Below are 22,021 nucleotides of genomic sequence, written 5' to 3'. Positions count from 1 at the left end.
CGTTCAATGTTGGCAGCGGACCTCGAAGCAGTGCCGCTGCCCGCGCATCATTCTATTCAGCGCCGCGCCACGCCTGCACTATCCGCGCGGCCAACCCCGAATCGCGCTGCGTTGGCGTCGCAATTGCCTGCGCCAGCACGGCGCGAGCGCCGACCACTTCCACCCGTTCGCGCGCGCGGGTGATCGCCGTGTACACCAGTTCGCGCGACAACACCCGGCTAAACACCGACGGCAGCATCAACACCGCATGCTCGAACTCCGAGCCCTGCGACTTGTGAACCGTGAGCGCGAATGCGGTGTCGTGCGGTGGAAGCGCCGCCGGCGATACCGCTCGCAGACCGCCATCGCCGGTACGGAAATACACCCGCAACGTGCCGTTCGCGCCCGGCAGCGCAATGCCGATGTCGCCGTTGAAAAGACCGAGTGCGTAATCATTACGCGTCACCATCACGGGGCGCCCGGCGAACCAATGCGCGCCCACTGCCAGCGTCACGCCAGCCGCGCGCCGCACTTGCGCCGCCATCGCCGCATTCACCTGGTCGACGCCGCGCGGACCGGACCGGGTCGCGCACAGAATGCGGAAACGGTTCAACGCGTCGAAAAGCGGCAGCGGGTCGGGCGTATCCGCCGCGAGCGCCGCGGCAAGCGCATCGGCGTAGGGTGCGAAACCCGCCGCAAGGCGCGCGACGGTGCGCTCGGCAAGCGTCGCATGCATGTCTTCGTGAAGCGCCGCCGCGCAAGATTCCACGGGATCGATGCGCAGCACGTCGAGCGCCGCGCTTGCCGAGCCGTTACGGATCGCGAGCGACAGGCGGCCGATCGGCGATTCGAGACCGAACCGGTAGTTGCGCTCGAGCCAGACGACGCAATCGGCGAGCGGGCTTTGCGTGTGCGCTGCCGACCCAGGCGGTGACGCGGCGTTGTCGAACAGCTCACCGGCGCGCGATTCATCGAAGGTGTCCGACGAATCCGCGTATGCAAACAGATCGTCAGGCCGCGCTTCGAAGTCGTCCGGTACATCGGCTTGCGCGGGCAAACCGGCGGCCTCTTCACTGAAACTACGCGATGCGCCCGGCAGCGCCTGCCTGAGCCGCGTTTCGTCGATGCCAAGCGCCGCGGCAATCCGCTGCAAACCCTCTTGCGTAAAAGCCGGACGAGCGCTGAGTTCGGCGAACACCGCGCCGGCTTCGACTGCGGCGAGTTGGTCCTTGTCGCCGAGCATCACGAGACGCGTCTGCGGTGCAATGGCATCGAGCAGGTGCGCTGCCATGGCGACGTCGATCATGGAAGCCTCGTCGATCACCACGACGTCGTAAGGCAACGGATTGTCCCGATGATGCCGGAAGCGCCCTCCCGGCCCGGACCCGAGCAAACGGTGCAACGTGTACGACGTCTGCGGCAAACGCGCGGCGAGTTCGGGCGGCAGATCGCCGGCGCGCGCGAGCAAGGCTTCCTGCATGCGCTGCGCCGCTTTGCCGGTGGGCGCCGCCAGCGCGATTCGCAAGTCCGCGCGCGCATCGAGCAGGCAGGCAAGCACGCCGACCACGGTAGTGGTCTTGCCGGTGCCGGGTCCGCCGCTGACGATGGTGAGTTGCCCCGACAACGCCATGACCGCCGCGACACGCTGCCAGTCGACCTCATTATCCTTCGGCGCCCCGAAGTAGCGCAGCAGACGCTCGCGCAGCGTTTGGGCGCCGACGCCCGCTTCAGCTCCAGCAGTGGCATCAGCGCCCGCAGCCACCGCAGCCACTTCAGCATGCGCGACCAACGCGCGCGCAAGCCGCCGCTCGTAGTCGTAGTAGCGAGCCAGATACAGCCGCCCTTGCCCATCGACCACCAACGGCCGCAACGCCGCCGCGCTTTGCGAACCGTCGCTCGCCATGCCGCTAGCGAACAGCGCCGCACGCGCGTCGGCGCTCGTTGCCGCGAAGCGTCTGGCCAGCAATGCAAGCGGCACACACACGTGGCCTTCAGCCGTCGCGCGGCTCGCCGCGAACGCGGCTCGCGCCGCCCACTTGACCGCTTCCGCCGATGCGCCGCCGCGTCGCGCCAGCGTGCCGATGCGACGCGCGAAACCTTCCGCGAGCGCGATGCTGAAATCGGCCGGCGCGGGCAAACTCACGCCGATATCGTCGAACTCCGGCGGCGCCGATGCGCTCTGTTCGAACGTGCTCATGCGACACCTCCGATCATGGCCGCATCGAGCAGCGCGACCAGTTCGAATGCGGGCCGCCGCATATGCACGCCCGCCGGTCCATCGGCGTCGTGCCAGTGCGGACGCACGCCTCGCACGAACAGATACAGATAGCCGCCAATATGCGTGTGGTACGAATAATCACGCACCCGCGTTTTCAGATAGCGATGCAGCGCGACCGTATAAAGCAGCGCCTGCAGGTGATAGGCATGACTCGCCATGGCCGCTTCGAGCGGCGCGGCGGCGTAGTCGGCGGCCGTGGCGCCCAGATGGTTCGACTTCCAGTCGACGATCCAGAAACGTCCGTCGTGCTCGACGATCATGTCGATGAATCCTTTGACGAACCCGCGCAATACGCCGGGTTCCAGTGCAACGTCGGGATAGCCGTATTCGATCAGCAACTCGCGCAACGCGGGAAAATCGAGCGACGGTGCCGCGAACAGAAACTCGAGTTCGTTCAGACGCCGGCGCGGATTCAGATTGGCCAGCCTCATGCCGGGCTGCAGTTCGGTGGTGACCACGTCCTTGAGCAGGTTGTGCATCATCGCGGGCAGGCGTGCGGCGAGTTCGGGCACAGCCGGCGCCGGACGCTCGCGCAGCGCACCGCGAATGGCGTCGCTCCAAGTATGCGGGTCGGTGAAGTCGGCGAGTTCGAACATACGATGCAGACAGTCGCCGGCCGCCGCGCCGCGCGGGAACGCGAGAATGTCGTCTTCCGCATGGGCCTCGGCGTGCGGCGCGGGCACCGGCGTGACGACGAGTGCATCGGCAATCTCGTCATGATCCGGGCGCACCTCTTCGACCGGCGTGTGCGCTGCCTCGGCTTTACTGCCCGCGGCAATCAGCCCACTGAAACTCGCCATGCGCCATTGATCGCGCAGCGGCCTGCGATTGGCCCGCGCCTGCATGTGCGCCTCGTGGTCCTGAAGGCTTTCCAGCGGCACGCGACGTTCGGGCCGCGGCAGTGTCTGCAGCGTGATCGGGCCGCCCGCCAGCGCTTGCCAGCGCGCCGACAACGCCGCCTCGTCGGGCGGCTCGGCGAGCCAGCCGTCGAAGCTATGGCCGTCGCCGCCCACGAGCCAGTTCAACACGCTGCGGCGCGACTCCTTGGTGGAGCGCGACGACAGGTACGTGCCGGCGACGAGATAGCAGCGGTACACCGCGCGCGTCAGCGCCACGTAGACGAGCCGCGCCCTCTCCGCGGCCTGCTCGCGCACCGCGTAACGCGACGCATGCTCGGCCTCTTCGTCGTCGCAACCGTAGTGCAGCACCGCGGCGCCTGCTTCGTCGTGGTACTCGCGCGCATCCGGCAAACCGGACGACGGCGGCTCACGCAACGCGCCGTCGTTCAGGAACGGACAGAACACCACCGCATATTCGAGCCCTTTCGATTTGTGGACCGTGACGATCTGCACGAGGTTGCGATCCGATTCGAGCCGCAACTGCGCGTCTTCGCCGCCGCCCTGCGTGCGCTGCGCGGCGAGCCAGCGCAAGGTGGGCGCAATACCCGGCTGCGTCGCGGCACGCGCCTGCACGAGTTCGGCCAGGTGGTTCACGTTCGTCAATCGACGCTCGCCGTCCTGCCCGGCAACCAGCCGTTGCGCGACGCGCAGCTCGCGCATCAGCGTGCGCCACATCACCGCGAAGCCGCGCTCATGCCACAGCGTGCGGTAGCGTGAAAAACGCTCGACCCAACCCATCGCATCGGCGGCGTGCGCGGGATCGTCGGCGGCCGACGGCGCGTCGGCGACCTGCTCGAGGCGCCACAGCGCCGCGGCGTCGAGACCCAGCCAGTCGGTTGCCAGCGCGGCGCGCAAACGGCGCAGATCGCCCGGCGTATCGACTGCGGCCAGTACGCGTTCGATCTGCTCGGCGTCGAGCGTCGCGAATACCGACGCCTGCGCCAGTTCCACGCTGCCGACACCCCATGCGGCCAGCACGCGTTTGATCAGACTGCCTTGCTTATGCGTTTGCACCAGCACCGCGATGTTGCCCGGCGCGAGCGGCGCGTCGCCGATCGTCACCGCGCCTTCGCGCGCGCCGCGCAGCAGGCGCACGATCTCGGCGGCGCACGCCTCGCTCGCTTCGCGCTGAGCCTCGCGCTTGGTCAAGGCGGCGTCGCCTTGCGGCAAGGTCCAGATACGGAAGTCGCCCGCGCTCGTGCCCGGATCCGCGAACGGTGGCCGGCGCCGTTCGCCCGCACGCACCGGCTGATAGTCGAGCCCCTCCAGCACGAATGCCTGACTGTTGGCTTCGAAGAGCCGGTTGCACGCCTGAACGATGGGCGCGGTCGAGCGCTGATTGACGGCCAGCGTGTAGCGCGCGGATGCCGCCTCGCGCGCCTTCAGATAGGTATGCAGATCCGCCGCGCGAAAACTGTAGATCGCCTGCTTGGGATCGCCGACCAGGAACAGCGGACCGGCCGGCGCGAAGATGCGGCTGAAGATCGCGAACTGCAGCGGATCGGTGTCCTGAAACTCGTCGATCAGCGCTGCGGGATAACGCGAGCGCAAAGCATCGGCAAGCCAGGGGTGTGCGGCAAGCGCGCGGTACAGGTTGGACAGCAGATCGTCGAACGACACGACCCGGCGCGTGCGCTTGCGCGCCACCAGCTCCGCGGGTGCGTAGTCGAGCCAGCTCTGCACGAGCGAAAGCCAGCGCGCGCGTTGCGCGGCTTCGGCCGCGACCACGGCCGCGGCCAGCGCTTCGGCGTGCTCGAAGAACGGATGCTCAGGCGGTTCGAACTTGACCTTGGTGGCCTTCTTCAAAGCTGAAACCGTGAGCTTCAACGCGGCTTTCGGCGGCGGCGCATGGCAGTCGCCCTGCGCGAAGTACTCGGTCCATGCGGCGATGGCGGCGCTCACATGGTCGGGCTTGTGCGACGTCTTGCTCAGACGGTCTTGCGCCTCGGCGAGCAAAGTGACGATCCTGTCTCGTTCCGCATGCCAGAGGTCGCAGGCTGCGTCGAAACCGGCTTGCGGATCGGCGCCATTGCCGGTTGCGTCGAGCTTGCCCCAGCGCAACTGCGCCAGCGGTTTTTTCAGACGCCGCGCGAGTTGCTCGTCGAGTGAAGCGGGACCGGCGCGTTTGCCCACCAGCCACGCGGCGAACGCTGGATGCGCATGCGCCACTGGCTCCACCTGTTCACGCCAGAAATCAGCGGCCATTTCGAAGCGCAAGGCCGCGTCGTCGGCTTCCATTTCAAACGCGAACGGCATGGCGGCGGCGAACGGCGCCTCCTGCAACGCGCGCTGACAGAACGCGTGAATGGTGTGGATCGCCGCCTGGTCGAAGGTGCGCAGCGCGCGCCGCACCACCTTCAAGGCGGCCTCGCGCTCGATGCCCCGCTCCGGCGCGAGCGTCGTTTCAAAGAGACGGCGGATGAACGGATCGCCGCCGTCGTCATCCATTTCGATTGCACGGTCCAGCTCGGCGAGACGGCCGCGAATGCGCTCATGCAGTTCCGCGGTCGCCGCCTTCGTGAACGTGACGACGAGAATCTGATCCGCATTCAGATTTTTTTCGAGCAGCAGCCGCACGTACAAGGCGCAAATATTCCAGGTCTTACCGGTCCCCGCGGAGGCCTCGATCTGATTCACGCCGTCGAGCGAACAGGCGAAGACGTCGAGCTCTTCGGCCACCAGCGCGTAACTGTGCTTGCCCCCGCTCATGACGCGCTCCGCAGATGCTGGATGAGCGGCTTGAACACGATCGCGGCGAGACTGCCGAACGGTTCGTCGAGCGTGAGCGGCGTGCCGCGCAAGGCAATGCGCAAGGCGGGGTCGTCGGACTCGCCGCGCACGCGGTCGTTGATCCAGACACCGAGCGCCGCTGAATCGCTTTCGCTGACTTTGGTCCACGCGCTCTTCGGGAAAAAGCGCAGCGGCAGCCTGCGCCCGGCCTTGAACAACGCGGCAAGCGCCGCGAGCTGGTCGAGCGGCGCGGCGACCGGCGTGAGCTCGAAGCTTTCGCCGCTGCCATGCCATACAGTGCGGCGCGGACCCTGCGGTCGCACGGCGCAATACACCAGATGCGCAAGCCACGCCGACAGATAGTCGCGTGCGGTAGGTTTGGCGTAACGGAAAATCACTTGTCCTGTTTCGGTGAGCAGATTCAGACTGCCGTGCAGTTGCAGCGGCGTTTCGGCGGCTTGCCGCAGCAGCGCGTCATAGGGGCCAAAGAGCGCACCGGCCATGTCCGCGCTTTCGGGCCAGCGCGGCGCGATGTCGAGCACGAACGGCAAACGCTCGACACCCGAAGCCACTTCGCGGCGCACGCTGTCGGCGAGCTGGCGCAACGCGCCTAGCTCGCGTGCGCGCCACACCGCGCCGGTCGCGCCGCCCGGCAGTTCCGGGCTCGCTGCCGCCACGCGGCGCACGCGGTCGAAAATGACGTCGTCGTCCGTATCGGCGTCGAGCAGCACTGGCAAAAGACGATCCGCCAATGCGTCGCGTCCTGCGTAATCCAGGTCGAACGGCTCGGTGTCGAGCAACTCGCCCTGTGCGTCCGACAACACGATGCCCAGACGGTCGCGCAACAATGCCCGCGCGGGATGGCGCCAGAAACGCACGAACTCGTCGAAGGCGATCGGCGCCGGATCTTCCGGCGGCAACGGCTGATCGAAGAAGGGCGCGGCAACGGAATGCGTGGGCGCGGCGAGTAATGTGGCCAGCTCCGCGCGATCCGCGTCGTAGCTGAACAGCCCGGATTGCGACGAGAAATAGTCCGATGCGAATGCCTGCAACGGATGATCGACGACGAACGCATGCCGCGCGCGCTCCACTTCGGCCGGGCTCGCGCCCTCTCCCGCGGACACCCGCGCGAGATGGTCGAGCAATTCGTCGACCAGCGCGGCCGGCGGCAACGGCGCGTTGTCGCGAATGCTGCGGCCCGTATAAGCGATGAAGAGACGATCGCGCGCGGCGAGCAGCAGATCGAGGAACAGATTGCGTTCGTCGTCGCGGCGCTGGCGGTCGCCGGCTTTGCCAAACGCGGCCATCAGATCGAATTCGTCGGCGCGCGCGAGACTCGGCAGAACACCGTCGTCCATGCCGAGCAGGCAGACGACGCGATACGGCAATCCGCGCAAGCTGGTCAACGAAGAAAACGTCACGCTGCCCCAGGGCACGCCGCCGCGCGCGGGGTCGTCGAGCGCTTCGGTAAGCGCGCTGCGCACCACTGCGGCGGGCATCACGATCTCTTGTGCGCCGGCTTGCATCGCGTCGCCCATCTTGTCGATCGCGTCGCGCACGGCGGCGAGCGAATCGGCAAACTCGACGCCGCCGTCGAAACATTGCGCGAGCGTATCGAGCAGCAGTTGCGTCCACTCGACGGGCGTGCGCTCGATCACGCAATTCGCCGCGAAGCTGTCGATGTCGTCGACGAAGCGCGACAGGCGGCCGAGCAATTCCGCGTCCGAGCCGTCAGCGCCTTCGACCGGCAGCCAGGCGTCGACCGGCTCGCCGCCGTCCGGCATCGCATAGCCGAGGTAGAGACGCGTGAGCGCATCCGCGAAGGTATGACGGGCGATCGGCACATGTTCGCCCGTGGGCTCGACCGGTGCGAGCCCGCGACGCGCGCCGGCTGCGGCCAGCCACTCCTGCGCGGCTTCCAGCGAGCTCGCGTCGATCCCGTAGCGCACGGCGATCGCGTCGACGCGCAACCATTCGATCAGATCCGGCGCACCCACGCTGCGCTCGGGCAAGGCCAGCCAGTCGAGCAGCAAGCGCGCGACCGGATTGGCCTGCGAGGGCGGCAAGCCGGTGATCCGATACGGAATGCGGCGCGTGTCGCCTGGCGGCGTGGTGCCGAACACGGCGTCGATCAGGGGACCGGCCGCCGCGAGATCGGACACGGCGACCAGCACGTCGGACGGCTGCAGGTCGTCGAACTCGTCGAACCAGCCGAGCAGGCGATCGTGCAGCACTTCGAGCTGGCGCGACAGGCTGTGGCAGACGTGGATTTCAATGCCATGCTCGATGGGCAGTTCGTCGGTGTCGGTTTCTGTTCGCAGATCGAGGATGCCGTTCTGAACGGCGGCGAGCCAGCTCGGTTCCGGGTTCTCGGTGAAATCGCCGGTCTCGCCGGAGGCCGCGCTCTCGGTCAGCTCGTGCAGCATGTGCAACTGCGCCTGGGTCTGACGGCCCCACTCGGCGAGCAGCGGATGGCCGACTTGCTGATAGTCGAGCTGGCCGGCGGCGTCGAGCGCCTCGACACGTCCTTCGCTGACGACGTCGAACCAGAACTCGCGGCACGGGTTCATTACGTACAGACGCACGTCCACCCAGCGCGAGAGTGCCCGCAGCAATGCCACGTGCAACGGCGGCATGGTGGGCAGCGCGAATACGCTGACCGCTTCGGGCCACTGCGCGTTCGAGATGGCCTCGAGGTCGAGCGTGCCGATCTCGTCCAGAAAACGGTAGGCAGGCGGCAACGCGGCCGCGGGCGTTTGCGCGTTGCCCGACAGCTCCGTGAGCACCGCGCGCCACAATGCCGCTTGCCAGCGCTCGTCCTCGCGCGCCGCTTCGCTCGCGCCGACCAGACGCGGCCCGCTGTCGTCAGCCGCCCCGCTCGCGAAAATCGAGCCGCCCTTCTGCCATTGCAGCAGCCATTCCGGGCGATAAGTCAGATAGTGGTCGAGCACGGTCGCCACGCGGCGCGCAAGTTCGTAGCGCATCGACGCGTCCGCCGCGTCGAGATACGTGCGCAGACGCGGCGACGCATTCCACGGCGGCGCTTCGTCCCCTTCGTTCACCTGGCCCAGCAGCCGGTAGCAGCGCCACACGAGCCGGTCCGGCGCGAACGGCGAGTGCCTCGGCACCTCGATCACACCGCCGATCTGCGCCCACAGCCATTGCGCGAGATAACCAAAGTTGACATTTGCGCAGATACCCTGGCGCGTAGCGATATCGAGCTCGAGACGACGCCGCACCGCCGCGCTCGGGACGATCACGGGCTGCGCGGTCCAAGGGTCGGACGGCGCCTGCGCGAGGTCGTCGAGCAACGCGCCGACAAGGGTTTCATAGCGGTTCGAGTAGAAGAGCTGGAGCATGGATCCTGGGGTTTGCGCGCGGTGGGAGCGGAACGCCAAAGCCGCGACAGACAGTGAAGCGACAGCATAACAAACGCATCCCTCGCGCAGAACCTGGCCAAACGGACGAGGTCAGATCACCCATAAAATCAGTTAGACTCGTCGGCAGTTTGGGTCTGTCTCTTCAACCGCGTTTATCTCAGTGAACGGAATCCAGGCAGTCGATGCGCTATTCGGTCGAAATAAAAAAATTCCTCTATAGCCAGTACTTTTATGGCGGCCTGCGCATCGCGGTCGGCGTGTCGTTACCGGCCGTGTTATGCCTGATCGTGTTTCACGATCGCGAGCTCGGCTTCACGATCGCCACCGGCGCGCTCGGCGCATGTGTGGTCGACATGCCGGGTCCGCTCAAGTACAAGCACAACGAAATGCTGGCGTGCACGGTGATCGGGTTCCTCTCCGCGCTCGCCACCGGACTCGCCACGGTCAACGCGGTAGCGCTGTGGTGCACCGTCGTGCCGCTTACGTTCCTGCTGTCCTTGATCGTCGTGTATGGCAACCGCTGGCCGCAGATCAGCTTTGCCACGCTGTTCATGATGATCATGACGCTGGAGGAGCGCTTCACACCCATGCAGGCGCTCGTCAACGCGTCGTGGATTCTGGTGGGCGGTCTCTGGTACACCTACTGGTCGACCTTCGTCAGCCGCTGGATGATGCACCGCATCGAACAGCAGGCGCTGGCCGAAAGCGTGTTCGCGTGCGCCGACTATCTGCTCGCGCGCGCCGAGTTCTACGATCTGGATAACGACCTCGACGAGTGTTATCGCAACCTGGTCGACAAGCAGATCGCCGCGGTGGATCGCCAGGACGCCGCGCGCGACATCGTGCTGCGCAATCTGCCCAAGCTCAAGAGCGGCAAGCTCGAGCCGCGCCGCGCCATGCTGTTCAATCTGTTCATCAACACGGTCGATCTGCACGAACTGTTCGTGGGCGCGCACACCGATTACCCGCTGGTACGCACCACTTTCGGCGGTTCCGATCTGCTCGTGTTCTACCGCGACCTGATTCGCAAGGCGGCCGCCGACCTCGAGGAGATCGGGCTCGCGGTGCTGCAGAACCAGGCGCCGCGCGCGCGCGTGAACGTCAAGGCGGAGTTGCGCGCTATCGAGTTCGAAATCGAGTTGATGCGCAAGCAGAACCTGCCGGCCAAAAACCACGAGGCCTATTCGGCGATCTCGTCGACCTTCCGCCGCGTCTGGAGCGCCACGCGTCTGATCGACAAGATGCGCAAGAGTCTCTCGAGCGAACCCAGCACGACCGAGACCGAATTGCGCCTCGACCAGGCGCTCACGCGTTTCGTGTCGAGCCGCCGCGTGCCGTTCGGGCAGATTTTCTCGAACCTGACGATGGCCTCGCCGAGCTTCCGTCATGCGTTGCGCGTCACGATCGCGGTCGCTGTGGGCTTCTGGCTCGGCCGTTTGCTGCCGCTCACCAACGCCTACTGGATCGTGATGACCACCGTCATCATTCTGAAGCCCGGCTATTCGCTCACCAAACAGCGCAATGGGCAGCGGATCGTCGGTACGCTGATCGGCTGCGCGGCGAGCATCGCGCTGATCATGTTCGTCAAGGAGCCGCACTTCCTGCTGGTCGTGATGTTCGCGTCGATGGTCATGAGCTACAGTCTGCTGCTGTTCAATTACACGGCGAGCGTGGTGTTCACCTCGTCGTATGTGCTGCTGATGTTCCATCTGCTCGCTCCGGGCAGCATGCGCATCATCGGCGAGCGTGCGATCGATACCGTGGTGGGCTGCGCGATCGCGATTGCGGCAAGCCACCTGTTCCCGTATTGGGAATATCGTTTGATGGGCAAGCTCGTCAACAACATGATCAACGCGACGCGTCAGTATCTCGAAGCAAGCTGGTGGTGGAGCGGCAAACCGGCCGCCGCAGTGGTCGCCACCGTGACCGAGGCCGGTGCGCGCGCCCCGGCCGCGGCCATGGCCGATCCGGCGCTCGACTTCGGCAAACCGGTGCTCGCGGCTGCTGATGGTCGCGCAAGCGCTGCAGACAGCGGCACAGGTGCTACTCAACGCGGCGGTGCAAGTAGTGGCGTAAGTAGTGGCGTAAGCGCCGGCGCAAGCGCTCAAGCCGCCGCAGGTCCCGGCGCGTCAACAACACCACCGGTTGCCGGCGCCGGCACCACGACGCTCAGCAATCCGACCGCGAGGCCGGCTTCGGGCGCCTCCGCTGCCGCCGCAGCCGCGGCGACAGCGCTCGATCGCGATTACCGCTACCGGCTCGCCCGCAAGAATGTTCACGTGGCGTTCGCGAATCTGGGCCAGGCGTTTCAGCGCATGATGCTGGAGCCGAAGTCCGCGCAAAAGTTCGTGCCGGAACTGAACGGCCTGCTGGTGCGCAGCCACGTGCTCGCCTCGCAGATCACGGCGGCCGCGCCGTTGCTGCGCACCTCGGCGCAACAGCAGGCCGACGGCGTTTCGCTACAGCCGCTGCAACGCGCGTTGAGCGTGGTGCGTGACAATCTCACCGAGGCCGAAACCGGCACCCCGCCGCCCGCCGATCAGGGCGAGCAGATCAAGCAGTTGGGCCGTGAGCTCGATGCGATGGTGGTCGAGACGGAAAAGTCGCCCGACTATTCGACGGACGCCGTGCACGACATGAAATTGCTTGCTCATCAATGCAAGCAGATGCTGTCGGCGGCAGCGTTGATTCGCAAGGACGCGAGTGTGATTCGCCTGCCGGACGAGTGAGGCGGCGTGGGGCCGACATTGTGCGTGGCGCGCGCGTTGTGTTTCTGGCTGTTGGTGCGTCAGCGTTTTGCGTGGCGGCGAGCGTCGCCGGAAAATCGGGCGTGACGCTCGAACCGGGGCTGCGCCCAGTATTACTGAGCCGCGCCGCTTGCCGGCTTCACGGCGTTGGCCGCTGCCGCCGCGTCCGATGAAATCGACGGCGCCGGTGCGTTCTGGCTGTCGAAATCGTGCTTTTCCTTGATGGCGTTATAGAACAGCGTGGCGATCACCAGCAGTACTGCGACCACGATGAAGACAGCAATGCCAAAGGTCGGGTTCTTCTTGCGCGGCGGTTTGTTCATGAGGCGGGCTCGGTTCGCGAAGCAGTCGCGGATGATGGCTGGGAAGGCGGCATTCTACGCCCAGTGAGCTTGCACGCGGCTTGCAATGGACGCAACGAACGAGCGAGCAGCGGGCTGGCAGTAAGCGCGGGCGCGCAAGGTTGCCGCATAGCGTCACCGGCCCCTGCGCGTTGCACGATTCGCTAAATGAACAAATGCAAACAACGGAAAAGCAACAACGTACCTGCGGCCTTTCGCCCTACCTCACCATGGCGGGCCGCACCGGCAGCGCCGTCGAATACTTGATCTGCTCCATCGCGAAGCTCGAACTCACGTCATACAGCGGTACGGCCGCGATCAGCAGCTTGTAGACGCGGTCATAGTCGTCGATATCGGACACCACCACGCGCAACAGGTAATCGGTTTCGCCGCTCATCCGGTACACCTCCACGACCTCCGGAATATCCTGCACCGCACGCGTGAAGGTCTGCGCCCATTCCTCCGTGTGCTGATTGGTGCGTACCGCGACGAACACGGTCGTGCCCACCCCGAGCTTGCGCGCATCGCAAAGTGCGACCTGCGCGCGGATCACGCCCGCCTCCTTCAGACGCTGCAGCCGCTTCCAGCAAGGCGTTTGCGACAGATTCACGCGTTGCGCCAGTTCGGCGATAGGCATGGTCGCGTCCTCCTGCAGCAGTTCCAGCAGCTTCCGGTCGATGATATCCATTCCCACCATGACACCCCCATAGGAAATTATTCTACTTTTCAGATTCCAGGGGGAATTATATGGAAACTCTTTCTCCGGGCAAACCGGTATAAATATCGCTATCCGAAATTAACGATAAGCAGCCCGCGCCGCTGCCCAACGATCATGAGCCAAGAGTTTCAATCAGCGTCCCTAAAACGTGCCACCGTCCAACGTGTGCAACCTGCCGGTGCGACTCCAGCAGCGCCGCGCGAGCCTGCGGACCCGCCCTCGTGCGCCGGGCGCAACGCGCCGCTCGCGCGACTATGCGATAGCCTGGACGCGATCTTCGAAGCCTGCGCCCATTTCCCCGAACCGTCCGATTCGACCTTCTTTGCGCGCAGCATGCGGATTGCGCTCGCTCAGGCGGCGGCGAACCCCGACTTGCTCACGGCAGCGCAACGCGAAGGCTCGGTCGAAAAGTACCGGCGTCATCTGTTGGCTGCGGATCCGCATGGCCGCTACGCGATCGCCGCGCTGGTGTGGCTGCCGCAGCAGGCGAGCCCCGTGCACGCGCATCACACGTGGTGCGGCTACGCGGTGGTGGATGGAGCGCTGAGCGAGACGATCTTCGAATGGAACGGCGCGCAGCACTACGCGAGCGCCACACGGACCCAGGCGCGCAATCGGGGCGCCGTGTCGTTCGTGCGAGGTGGCCGCGGCGGGATTCATCAACTGGGCAATCGCAGCGCCGAGCCTGCGGTGTCGCTGCATATTTACGGCGTTGCGGGCGCGCAGATCGCGACGCACGTCAACGAGGTCTTGCGCGTGGCGCAGACATCGGCACTGGCCTGAAACGACGTGTTACGGGTGCCTCGCACCCTCCGCTCGCTGAGTTGACGACACACCGCCCCATCTCACGCGCGAATTCCAAACCCCGCGTCTCGCCGGCAATCCGCCTGCTCCGGAAATCGACTCGCGCCAAAGCCGATCCTGCCGGCTTCCGGTCGCGATCATGAGCGCCATCAGCGCCATCAACTCTTCCCGCCCGCCTCGCCTGCCGTAGGAATCTGCGGCGGAATCGGCGCTGTCTGCCCGGTGGGTGGCGGCGCCGGCCGCGGTTCGTGCGAAACATCGCGCGCCACGGCGAGAGGCGCATGCGCGGTCCGCGCTGCCACGGCCCCCGACAATGACGCAGCTGGCGCCTCCGCATGCCCATGCGGCCCCATCCCCGACACTTCGTCGTCCTGCAAAGGCTGACCTTCGCTATCCTTCGACGACGTATACACACGCATCTGCGGCACCGGAATCTCGATGCCCGCTTCGTCCATCTTGCGTTTGAGACGCAGATTGAAGGCTCGCGCCACGCTCCACTGCTGTAGCGGCCGCGTCTTGATCTGCCCTTTCACGACCATCCAGTTCGGATCGAAACGGTCCAGCCCCCACACTTCGATCGGCCCGAGCATCTCGCGACGGTAGCGGAAGTCGGCCATCAGATCGGCGCCGACTTCACGGATCAGTTGCGTGATTTCATCGACGTCGGTGGAGAACGACATGCGCACCTCGAACACCGCATACGCGAAATCGCGCGACAGGTTCTTGACGATCTTGATCTGCGAAAACGGAATCGCGTGAATCGCGCCTTGCCCGTCGCGCAGGCGCACCGTGCGGATCGACAGATGCTCGACCGTGCCCGCGTGGCCGCCGTCCACGTCGATCCAGTCGCCCACCGAAATCGTATCTTCGATGATGATGAACAGCCCCGTGATCAGGTCGGTCACGAGCGACTGCGCGCCGAAACCGATCGCAAGACCAATCACGCCGGCGCCGGCCAGCAGCGGCGTCACATTGATACCGAGATTGGCCGCCGTCACGATGCCGGCGATCGTCATGATCGTGACGAGCAGCACGTTGCGCAGGAGCGGCAGCATCGTGCGGGCGCGCATGCTCGGCGCGCGCGCCTTGTTGCGCGGGCCACCCGGATTGAGCGCTTCCGTGATCGCGGTATCGACCAGAATCCACAGCAGCCAGGCGATGAACACGGTGGCGATGATCGCCGTCACCGCGTGCGCGATGCCACGCGCCGCGACGTTTTCCTCGACCACGGCGGCAAGCGAGACGCCCCACAAACGCGCCGCTAGTTCAAAGAAGAACAGCCATACGAAGAGCGTCAGCAAGGTGCCGGAAAAACGCAGCAGGCGCGTGAGATACGGCGAGCGGCGACGCGTGCGCGCGCTGCGCGGACGCGTCAGGCGCAACACGATGGCCGAGACGAAAAAGGCCAGCACCAGCAGCAGCGCGGTCACCACGGAAATCTGCAGCACATTTTCGTTCGACCCCGAGCCGCCGAGCGTGGCGACCACCGACGCGGTGGCGAGCACCAGCACGGGCACGTGCCACAGCGCGGCGAGCACGTCGAAGGCGTCGGTCGCGGCTTTGTGATGGGTGCGCTGCTCGTAAGGCCGGTTGCGGATCAGATGCGCGACCGGCCGGCGAAACGCGAGCGCGAAATAGCCGGTGAGGACCGCGGCCGTCATGTTGGCAGCGGTCGAAATCAGCGCGGCGAGGTTCGGTCCGAGCTGATGCGCGACGTCGTAATTGACGGCGGCGTCGCCAAGCGCGCCGCACACGCCGACCACGAACAGCACGCGCCGCGCGTGATCGATCAGCAGGCGCACCGCGATCCGCCGATGCCCCGATCCGAACAGTGAAAACATGATCAGACAGATCGCGGAGAACACCGCGCCCGCCACGATCGCATACGCGACCACCATGCCGAGCGTGCGGCCGAGCGCATCGGGCATGGCGCGCACGAACAGCAGCGCGGCGAGAAAGGCGATGATCCACGGCCCGACACGGCGCAGCGCGAAGATCAGCAGCTCGCGCGTGGTGGGATTCGGATTGAGCCCCATGACGATGCCGAAACGCCGGTACAGCCGGTGCTGCACATAAATCAGCGCGGCGGCGCACGCGCCCCAGCCCACCAGCATCGCGATCATCGAAAACAGAACGCGGCCGAAGCTCTCGTGCCCCTGCCCTGAAATGATCGTGTAGAGCTCGTTGCCGGCGGCGTTGAAGCGTCCGCCCCAATAGCGGACCGGCGTGCGGCCCTGATGCACGTCGGATTCGAACGACGCGATGCCCGACGCGATCGCGCCGAGCAAACCGGGGCTCGGTTGCGCGGGTGCGGCTGGGGCGACGTTTTGCGACACGTCGCGCAGCTTTTTGAGCTGGGCGACGAGCGCGCTGCGCTGCCGGTCGTTGTCGAGCGTGGAGATCACACTGTCGAGCGAGCGCGTCAGTTCCGCCTGGCTCGCCGGCGAGGGTGCGGACGCCGCCTCAGCCGCCGAGGCGCCGGAAGCGGGAGACGCGCTCACCGTCGCGCTGTTGATCAGGCTCTGCAAAGCCGGGATGACCGGCGCGCCGGTGGCGGCGCCAGCCGCGACAGCCGCCGTGGGCATCCAGCCGACGCACAGAATCAGCGCAAAGCAGGCCGCGGCCAGCCAGGCGCCGAGCCAAGCCGCGAGCCGCGGGCGCACGCCGCGGCGGATATCGCGCCCGCTACGGCCAGAAGAAAAGTGAACGGCGGCGTGGGTCGCCGGCTGCCCGCCGTTGAACGGCGCAGCCTCGGACTCACGCCGCAACGGGCATGACTGCATGGCAATCCGTAGGAAAACGGGAGACGCCAGTGTAGCCGCAGTTTCGCGAGGAGCAACCTGACATGCGTAACCGAATGTTAGGACGCTTGCGCGGACTTCACGCAACGAGCACCGCGCGCGCCCTGTTCACCCTCGCTCAGGCCTCATTTCCGGCTCATTTCACCCTCAATAGGCAACCGTCGCAATCTGACGGACGAAATGGCCCTGCTCCAGTTCATCGACGAAGGCAATCGCGTAATCTTCCGCGGAAATGCGGCTATTGCCCTCGGCGTCGGCAATCAGCGTGTTCGCGCCCGTGCGGAATTTGCCTGTGCGCTCGCCCGGCGCGATCAGCGCGGCCGGCGCGAAGAAAGTCCAGTCGAGGTCGGTGACGCCACGGTAGTACTCGAACGCCTCGCGGTGCGCGAGCGCGATCGCCTTGTAGGCGTCCGGGAAGCCTTCCGTATCGACCAGTTGCTTGCCCGGCGCGACCTCCAGCGAACCCGCGCCGCCCACCACGACGAGGCGCTTCAGGCCCGCCGCGCGCACGCCTTCGACGAGCGCACGCGTCGCCTTGCCAAGCGCCGCGAGATCGTCCTGCGGCGGCGCATAGGCGCTCGCCACCACGTCGTGACCGCGCACCGCGGCGCTCACGCTCGCGGCGTCGAGCAGATCGGCTTGCGCCGCTTTCAGATTCGCCACGCCGGCCGGCACGCGCGCCGGATTGCGCGCCAGCGCTGTTACCTGATGCCCGCGGCGGGCGGCTTCCGCAGCGACCCGCGAACCGATCATGCCGGTGGCGCCGAACAACGCGATCTTCAACTGTTTGCTCATTTTCACTGCTCCTGTCATTAACATATATGTAACTACATTGATTACATATAACGAGGAAAAAAGAGGGGCATGAGCCCCCGATTGTCTAAAGACGCGCGCTTCGAATAACCGATACGCGCCCTTCCGTTCTGCTTTACTGCCAAATCACCCGTGCGAGCGCCGCTTGCGTTCGCGTAGCTTCTCGGCCCGCACTACGTCGGCCGTGGCGTCGGCCAGCGTGCGCGCGCCGAGCGAGGCCTCCATGGCCTGTTGCGCTTCGTCGATGATGCCGCGCAGCACGCCCTGAATGTTGCGCCCGACCATGCACGCCGGATTCGGCTCCTCGCGATGCAGCGCGAACAACTGCGCGTCGTCCACCGCACGATACACCTCGAGCAAGGTGATCTGTTCGGGCGCCCGCGCCAGCAGCGCGCCGCCGCCCGCGCCAAGCTGTGACGTGGTCAGGCCCGCCTCCGCCAGCATGGTGAGAAGCCGCCGGATCAGCGCGGGATTCGTGTTGACGCTGCCCGCGATCATTTCCGAAGAAAGCGGCACGCCCTCCTGCAATGACAGCAGCGCGAGCACATGCACCGCAAATGCAAACCGGCTACTCGTGTTCACAACAAACCCGCCCGGCGACGACAATATGTAACCATAGTAATTACATTTAATCCGGCTGTCAAATGCCCTTGTAGTGCGGCCGGCATGTCACTTGTCCATCTGTTTTTGGGCATCGCCCGATTCGCCCGATGAGGTCGAAGCCGCCGCATTCGCCGAAGACGCCGAGCTTTGCGCCGACCACTCCTGCAGCTTGCGCCCCGCCGATTCGAGGCTCTGGCCGGTCAGCGAAGCAGCCTTGCCGAGTTGCGCATTGGTCGCGCTCGCGGCACTTTGCAGGTTGGCTTGCGCGGTCGAGGCAAGCGCGTTGGGATCGATGTTGATGGACGGCGCGGAGGCCGATTCGAGGTTCTGCTGCGCGGCGGACCTGGTCGCGTCGACCTGCTGGCCGACATAGCTGGCCGCCTGATCGAGCTTCTGACCGGCAACCTGGGCGGCGTCGTTGAGCTTGCCGGCGACCTGGCCCGCGGACGCGTCGTTCTTCTGACAGGCGGCGAGGCCGCCGAATACGACGGCCACGAACGCCGCACGGCGCAGCAAGGATGAACGAATAGATAAAGTCATGTTTGAGTATGAGCCGCGTCGAGCGACTTCCGCATGCGAAAACGCGCCAATGATACGCCGTTGCGCTGCACCCGCTCCTCAACGAGTATCTGGAAGCCCGCTCGTTCGAAGCTGCGGCGCGCGCCCTCGTCATTAGCGAGGTGCGGCAGGCCCGGTGAGCGCGGCGCGAAATAACATGGCGAGCGGCGCCGCATCCCCGGCGCGAAAGGTGTGCCATTCGAACATGTGCATTGCGTGATCCGTCGCGGTTCTGTCAAACGTAGTGGAGTAGACTGCTTGAGCTTATACGAGCGTCAAATGAGCATTCGCTGTGTTCCGTTGATCAATTGGAGGCATACGATGGCGGCAAAGAAGATTCTGTTTCTGACCGGCGACTTCGCCGAGGATTACGAAACGATGGTGCCGTTTCAGGCGCTGCAGGCAGTCGGCCACGTGGTCGACGCGGTCTGCCCGAACAAGAAGGCGGGTGACCGGATCAAGACCGCGATTCACGATTTCGAAGGCGATCAAACCTATACCGAAAAACCCGGCCATCAATTCACGCTCAACGCCACCTTCGACGACGCCGATCCGCGCCAATACGACGCGCTTGCGATCGCGGGCGGCCGCGCGCCGGAATATCTCAGGTTGAATCACAAGGTGATCGAAGTCGTGCGGCAATTCGCCGAAGCGGGCAAACCGATCGCCGCGATCTGCCATGCCGCGCAACTGCTGGCCGCCGCCGACGTGATCCGCGGCAAACGCATTTCGGCCTATCCGGCCTGTGCACCCGAAGTGAAAATGGCGGGCGGCGAATACGCCGACATTCCGGTCGACGCCGCGATCACGGACGCCAATTTCGTCACCGCGCCGGCATGGCCCGCGCATCCCGAGTGGCTGCGCCAATTCCTCGTGCTGCTCGGCACCCGCATCGAACTCTGATCTTTTTGCCTGATCCACCGGCGAGCGCGCCGCCTCTTCGGCAACCCGCGCTCGCTAAAACTCCTCGCATTTGAGACTCGTCCGATAGTTTGCAACGAAAGGCTTTCCTATAGTCGCCGGCTGACTTGGGAGTGTTTTTCGATGGAACTGATCGACTGGATCGTCATTCTCGCCGTCGTGCTGATGGCAATTGCCTTTTTCTGCGGACGTACGCCCGCCAACTGGTCGCGGGAAAATCGCGCGCGGCGCCTCGCAGGTATGCGCATGCTGGTTCAGGCCGCGTGTTCGGTATGGGCTGCGCTGCTGATCGTCGCGCGCGGCCTCTTTGCGCTGGACGGCCTGCCGGGCTTGCGCGCCACGCCCATGCAATTCATGGCCAGTTCCGCCGTGCTCATCGCCTGCGGCTGCTACTGGTCGATTCGCGGCAGCCAGTTGCTCAAACCGCGCCGTCTCTTTACCGCCTGACGGCTATGGCGCACTGATGCCGGGTTCGGCATCCGCGGTATGCGCAGCAGAGCCGCCGCCGCTTGCGTTGCCCCTTCCACTTCCGCTTTTTCGATCGAGAGCTTCCAGGCCGGTGCCGCCATGGCGAACGGCGTGAACACTGCCCGCCGCCGGCGACCCGTGCGTACCGGCAGCCAATTGGGCGATCCGCACCTCAGCCTCAGGCAACGACAGATAGAACGTCGTGCCCGCCCCTTCTTTCGATTCCGCCCACACGCGTCCGCCATGCCGCTCCACCACCCGGCGCACGAGCGCGAGGCCGATGCCCTCGCCCGCCACCACATTGCCGTGCAAGCGCTGAAACGCATTGAATAGGCGCGGCAACGCAACCGCCGGAATGCCCAGACCGTTGTCCCTCACATAGAAGATCCGTAGCGAGTGCACGCCCGGCGGCGGCGGCGTAGTACCGATCTCGATCCTGCCCTCACGCGACGGATCCAGATAGTTCACCGCGTTGCCAATCAGGTTCGCGAACACCTGCTCAAGCGCGGTCGGGTCGCCCCATACCGCGGGCAATTCATGCACGTCGACATGAGCGTGCCGAGCCCGGATCGAGCCTTGCATCGCGTCGATCACGCGCGGCACGATATCGCGCACCTCGACCTTCTGCTGCCGGTACTCCACCCGGCCGACGCGCGACAACCGCAACAGCGCGTCGATGATATGCGAGGCGCGCAGCACCGCCGTCTGCAGATAGTGCAACGCTTCGCCGATATCCTCATCGACCACCCGTTCGATGCGCTGTCGCGTCTCGAACGTAAGCGACGATTCGCGCACCGCGACGCGCAGTTCGTCGCACGCGCGGATCAGCTCCTTCGAAAAGCCTTGCAGGTTCACGAGCGGCGCACGCAGATCGTGCGACACGCTGTAAATGAACATTTCGTTTTCCTGGGTCTGCTGGCGCAAGGTCTCGTTGATCCGCGCAAGCTCGCTGGTGCGGCGCGCCAGGTCCGCCCGGAAGCGCGCCTGGATGCGCTCGGCTTCGAGCAGGCGACGACTGGTCTCGTGCAAGGTCAGATCGAGGCGCGCGATTTCATCGCCGCCGGGGCCGATCGGCGCCAGCGGCTCGTTGCCCGCAAGGCGCCCGGCGTTGTCGGCGAGGAGCGCGAGCCGGCCACGCACGCCGCGCGTGAACAACCAGACAGCCAGCGCGACGAATAGCAACGAGCCGAACACGGCCGCGACCACCAGGGTCTGCTGCCGCTCGCGCGCGGCGTCGGCGGCATTGGAACGCAGCGTGTCGAGACGGCGCTCTTCGGCCTGGAACGCGGCGAGCTGCTGACGAAAGCGGTCGAGCACATCGGTCGAGGCGAGGTCGCGGAATCGCGTCAGCACATCGCGGTGTCGGCCCGAGTGCAGCATGTCCTGAATGCGATCGGACCATTGCCGGTAGCCTTGCACCGACTGACGCACCTGAACCACGCGTTCGACCTGCGCAGGGTTGTCCGCGACCAGTTCGGCCAGTTGATCGATACGCCGGTCCACATCCATCCACACCGTCACGGGGGTGGCGAAGCGGGTGTCGTTGGCGAGCACCGCGCCGCGCAACGCCACGGACTCCCCCAGCACCGGATCGAGAATCGCGGTGGTCTGCCGCAGCACGTCTTCGCTATGGATGGCCCAGCGTTCCGCCTGGGCCGCATCCGACTGCGCCTTGACCAACCCGGACAGGAGCGCCAGTTCAAAGACAGCCGGAATTGCGATCAGCAACAGGCCTTTAGTGGTCAGTCTCATGCATGCGCATTGGAGGTCGGTGGCCGGCAGATCATGCTCGGGGACGGCACATTATGTCGGCGATTGCGTGGGAAAACAAAGAGGACACGCCGTTGACCGCCCATTTGCCGGCGAGCGGCGGCGAACGGAAGCAATGGAATGCCAATTAGTCGTCAGCATTTTGAATTAAACGTAAATCAAATCGAATATTGCGCCCCTATTTGGGTCGCTCAGCCCGCAATCGCAACGT

Annotated in this window: 14 protein-coding genes; 4 read left to right on the top strand and 10 right to left on the bottom strand. The window is 65.6% G+C overall.

Annotated elements, in window-relative coordinates:
* Window positions 1-52: 52 nt before the first annotated feature.
* The 3 genes from AC57B1_RS17315 to recC are packed head-to-tail and all read right to left on the bottom strand — an operon-like array spanning window position 53 to window position 9,245.
* Entirely contained in the window at window positions 53-2,176 is a 2,124-nt protein-coding gene (locus AC57B1_RS17315) for an AAA family ATPase (protein WP_496418134.1), read from the bottom strand.
* Complete coding sequence (gene recB / locus AC57B1_RS17310; RefSeq protein ID WP_408343165.1) at window positions 2,173-5,865, bottom strand: exodeoxyribonuclease V subunit beta; 3,693 nt, start codon at window positions 5,863-5,865, stop codon at window positions 2,173-2,175. Before recB ends, AC57B1_RS17315 begins: the two co-directional genes overlap by 4 nt.
* Window positions 5,862-9,245, bottom strand: coding sequence for an exodeoxyribonuclease V subunit gamma (gene recC / locus AC57B1_RS17305; RefSeq protein ID WP_496418133.1), 3,384 nt, complete (start codon window positions 9,243-9,245; stop codon window positions 5,862-5,864). Before recC ends, recB begins: the two co-directional genes overlap by 4 nt.
* 203 nt (window positions 9,246-9,448) lie before the next feature.
* Between recC and AC57B1_RS17300 the strand changes: the two genes are divergently transcribed.
* Window positions 9,449-11,995 carry an FUSC family protein gene (locus AC57B1_RS17300; protein ID WP_496418132.1) on the top strand — a complete coding sequence of 849 codons (2,547 nt, stop codon included), beginning with the start codon at window positions 9,449-9,451 and terminating at the stop codon, window positions 11,993-11,995.
* Window positions 11,996-12,126: 131 nt separating this feature from the next.
* Here the strand turns inward: AC57B1_RS17300 and AC57B1_RS17295 are convergent, their stop codons facing one another.
* Both AC57B1_RS17295 and AC57B1_RS17290 read right to left on the bottom strand, forming a co-directional pair.
* Complete coding sequence (locus AC57B1_RS17295; RefSeq protein ID WP_408296992.1) at window positions 12,127-12,336, bottom strand: hypothetical protein; 210 nt, start codon at window positions 12,334-12,336, stop codon at window positions 12,127-12,129.
* Window positions 12,337-12,574: 238 nt separating this feature from the next.
* Window positions 12,575-13,048 (bottom strand): Lrp/AsnC family transcriptional regulator, encoded by a 474-nt coding sequence (locus AC57B1_RS17290; protein WP_091800594.1) that lies wholly within the window; start codon window positions 13,046-13,048, stop codon window positions 12,575-12,577.
* A 138-nt stretch (window positions 13,049-13,186) separates the two neighbouring features.
* Here AC57B1_RS17290 and AC57B1_RS17285 point away from each other — a divergent pair, with 138 nt between their 5' ends.
* Complete coding sequence (locus AC57B1_RS17285) at window positions 13,187-13,855, top strand: cysteine dioxygenase family protein (protein ID WP_496418131.1); 669 nt, start codon at window positions 13,187-13,189, stop codon at window positions 13,853-13,855.
* Window positions 13,856-14,034: 179 nt separating this feature from the next.
* Here the strand turns inward: AC57B1_RS17285 and AC57B1_RS17280 are convergent, their stop codons facing one another.
* From AC57B1_RS17280 to AC57B1_RS17265, 4 genes are all read right to left on the bottom strand, one after another.
* Window positions 14,035-16,659, bottom strand: coding sequence for a mechanosensitive ion channel domain-containing protein (locus AC57B1_RS17280; protein WP_496418130.1), 2,625 nt, complete (start codon window positions 16,657-16,659; stop codon window positions 14,035-14,037).
* 165 nt (window positions 16,660-16,824) lie between these two features.
* Entirely contained in the window at window positions 16,825-17,472 is a 648-nt protein-coding gene (locus AC57B1_RS17275) for an NAD(P)-dependent oxidoreductase (RefSeq protein ID WP_408343155.1), read from the bottom strand.
* Window positions 17,473-17,616: 144 nt separating this feature from the next.
* Entirely contained in the window at window positions 17,617-18,072 is a 456-nt protein-coding gene (locus AC57B1_RS17270; protein ID WP_408186824.1) for an Rrf2 family transcriptional regulator, read from the bottom strand.
* Window positions 18,073-18,159: 87 nt separating this feature from the next.
* On the bottom strand, window positions 18,160-18,633 hold the full coding sequence (locus tag AC57B1_RS17265; protein ID WP_408186825.1) for a BCAL1086 family glycoprotein: 474 nt from the start codon (window positions 18,631-18,633) through the stop codon (window positions 18,160-18,162).
* Between the two features lie 339 nt (window positions 18,634-18,972).
* On the opposite strand from AC57B1_RS17265, the gene AC57B1_RS17260 reads away from it, so the two are divergent.
* Window positions 18,973-19,554: a DJ-1/PfpI family protein gene (locus AC57B1_RS17260; protein ID WP_091794967.1), complete on the top strand. Its 582-nt coding sequence runs from the start codon at window positions 18,973-18,975 to the stop codon at window positions 19,552-19,554.
* A 141-nt stretch (window positions 19,555-19,695) separates the two neighbouring features.
* The gene (locus AC57B1_RS17255; RefSeq protein WP_408186826.1) at window positions 19,696-20,019 is read left to right on the top strand and encodes a hypothetical protein; all 324 of its coding nucleotides are present in this window, start codon (window positions 19,696-19,698) and stop codon (window positions 20,017-20,019) included.
* Between the two features lie 3 nt (window positions 20,020-20,022).
* Here AC57B1_RS17255 and AC57B1_RS17250 read toward each other — a convergent pair whose 3' ends face one another.
* Window positions 20,023-21,792, bottom strand: a complete 1,770-nt coding sequence (locus AC57B1_RS17250; protein WP_496418129.1) for a sensor histidine kinase — start codon at window positions 21,790-21,792, stop codon at window positions 20,023-20,025.
* Between the last annotated feature and the right edge of the window lie 229 nt (window positions 21,793-22,021).

The organism is Paraburkholderia sp. BGA-UO-ETr-F21, assembly GCF_059567925.1.
This window is presented reverse-complemented; position numbering and strand designations above follow the sequence as displayed.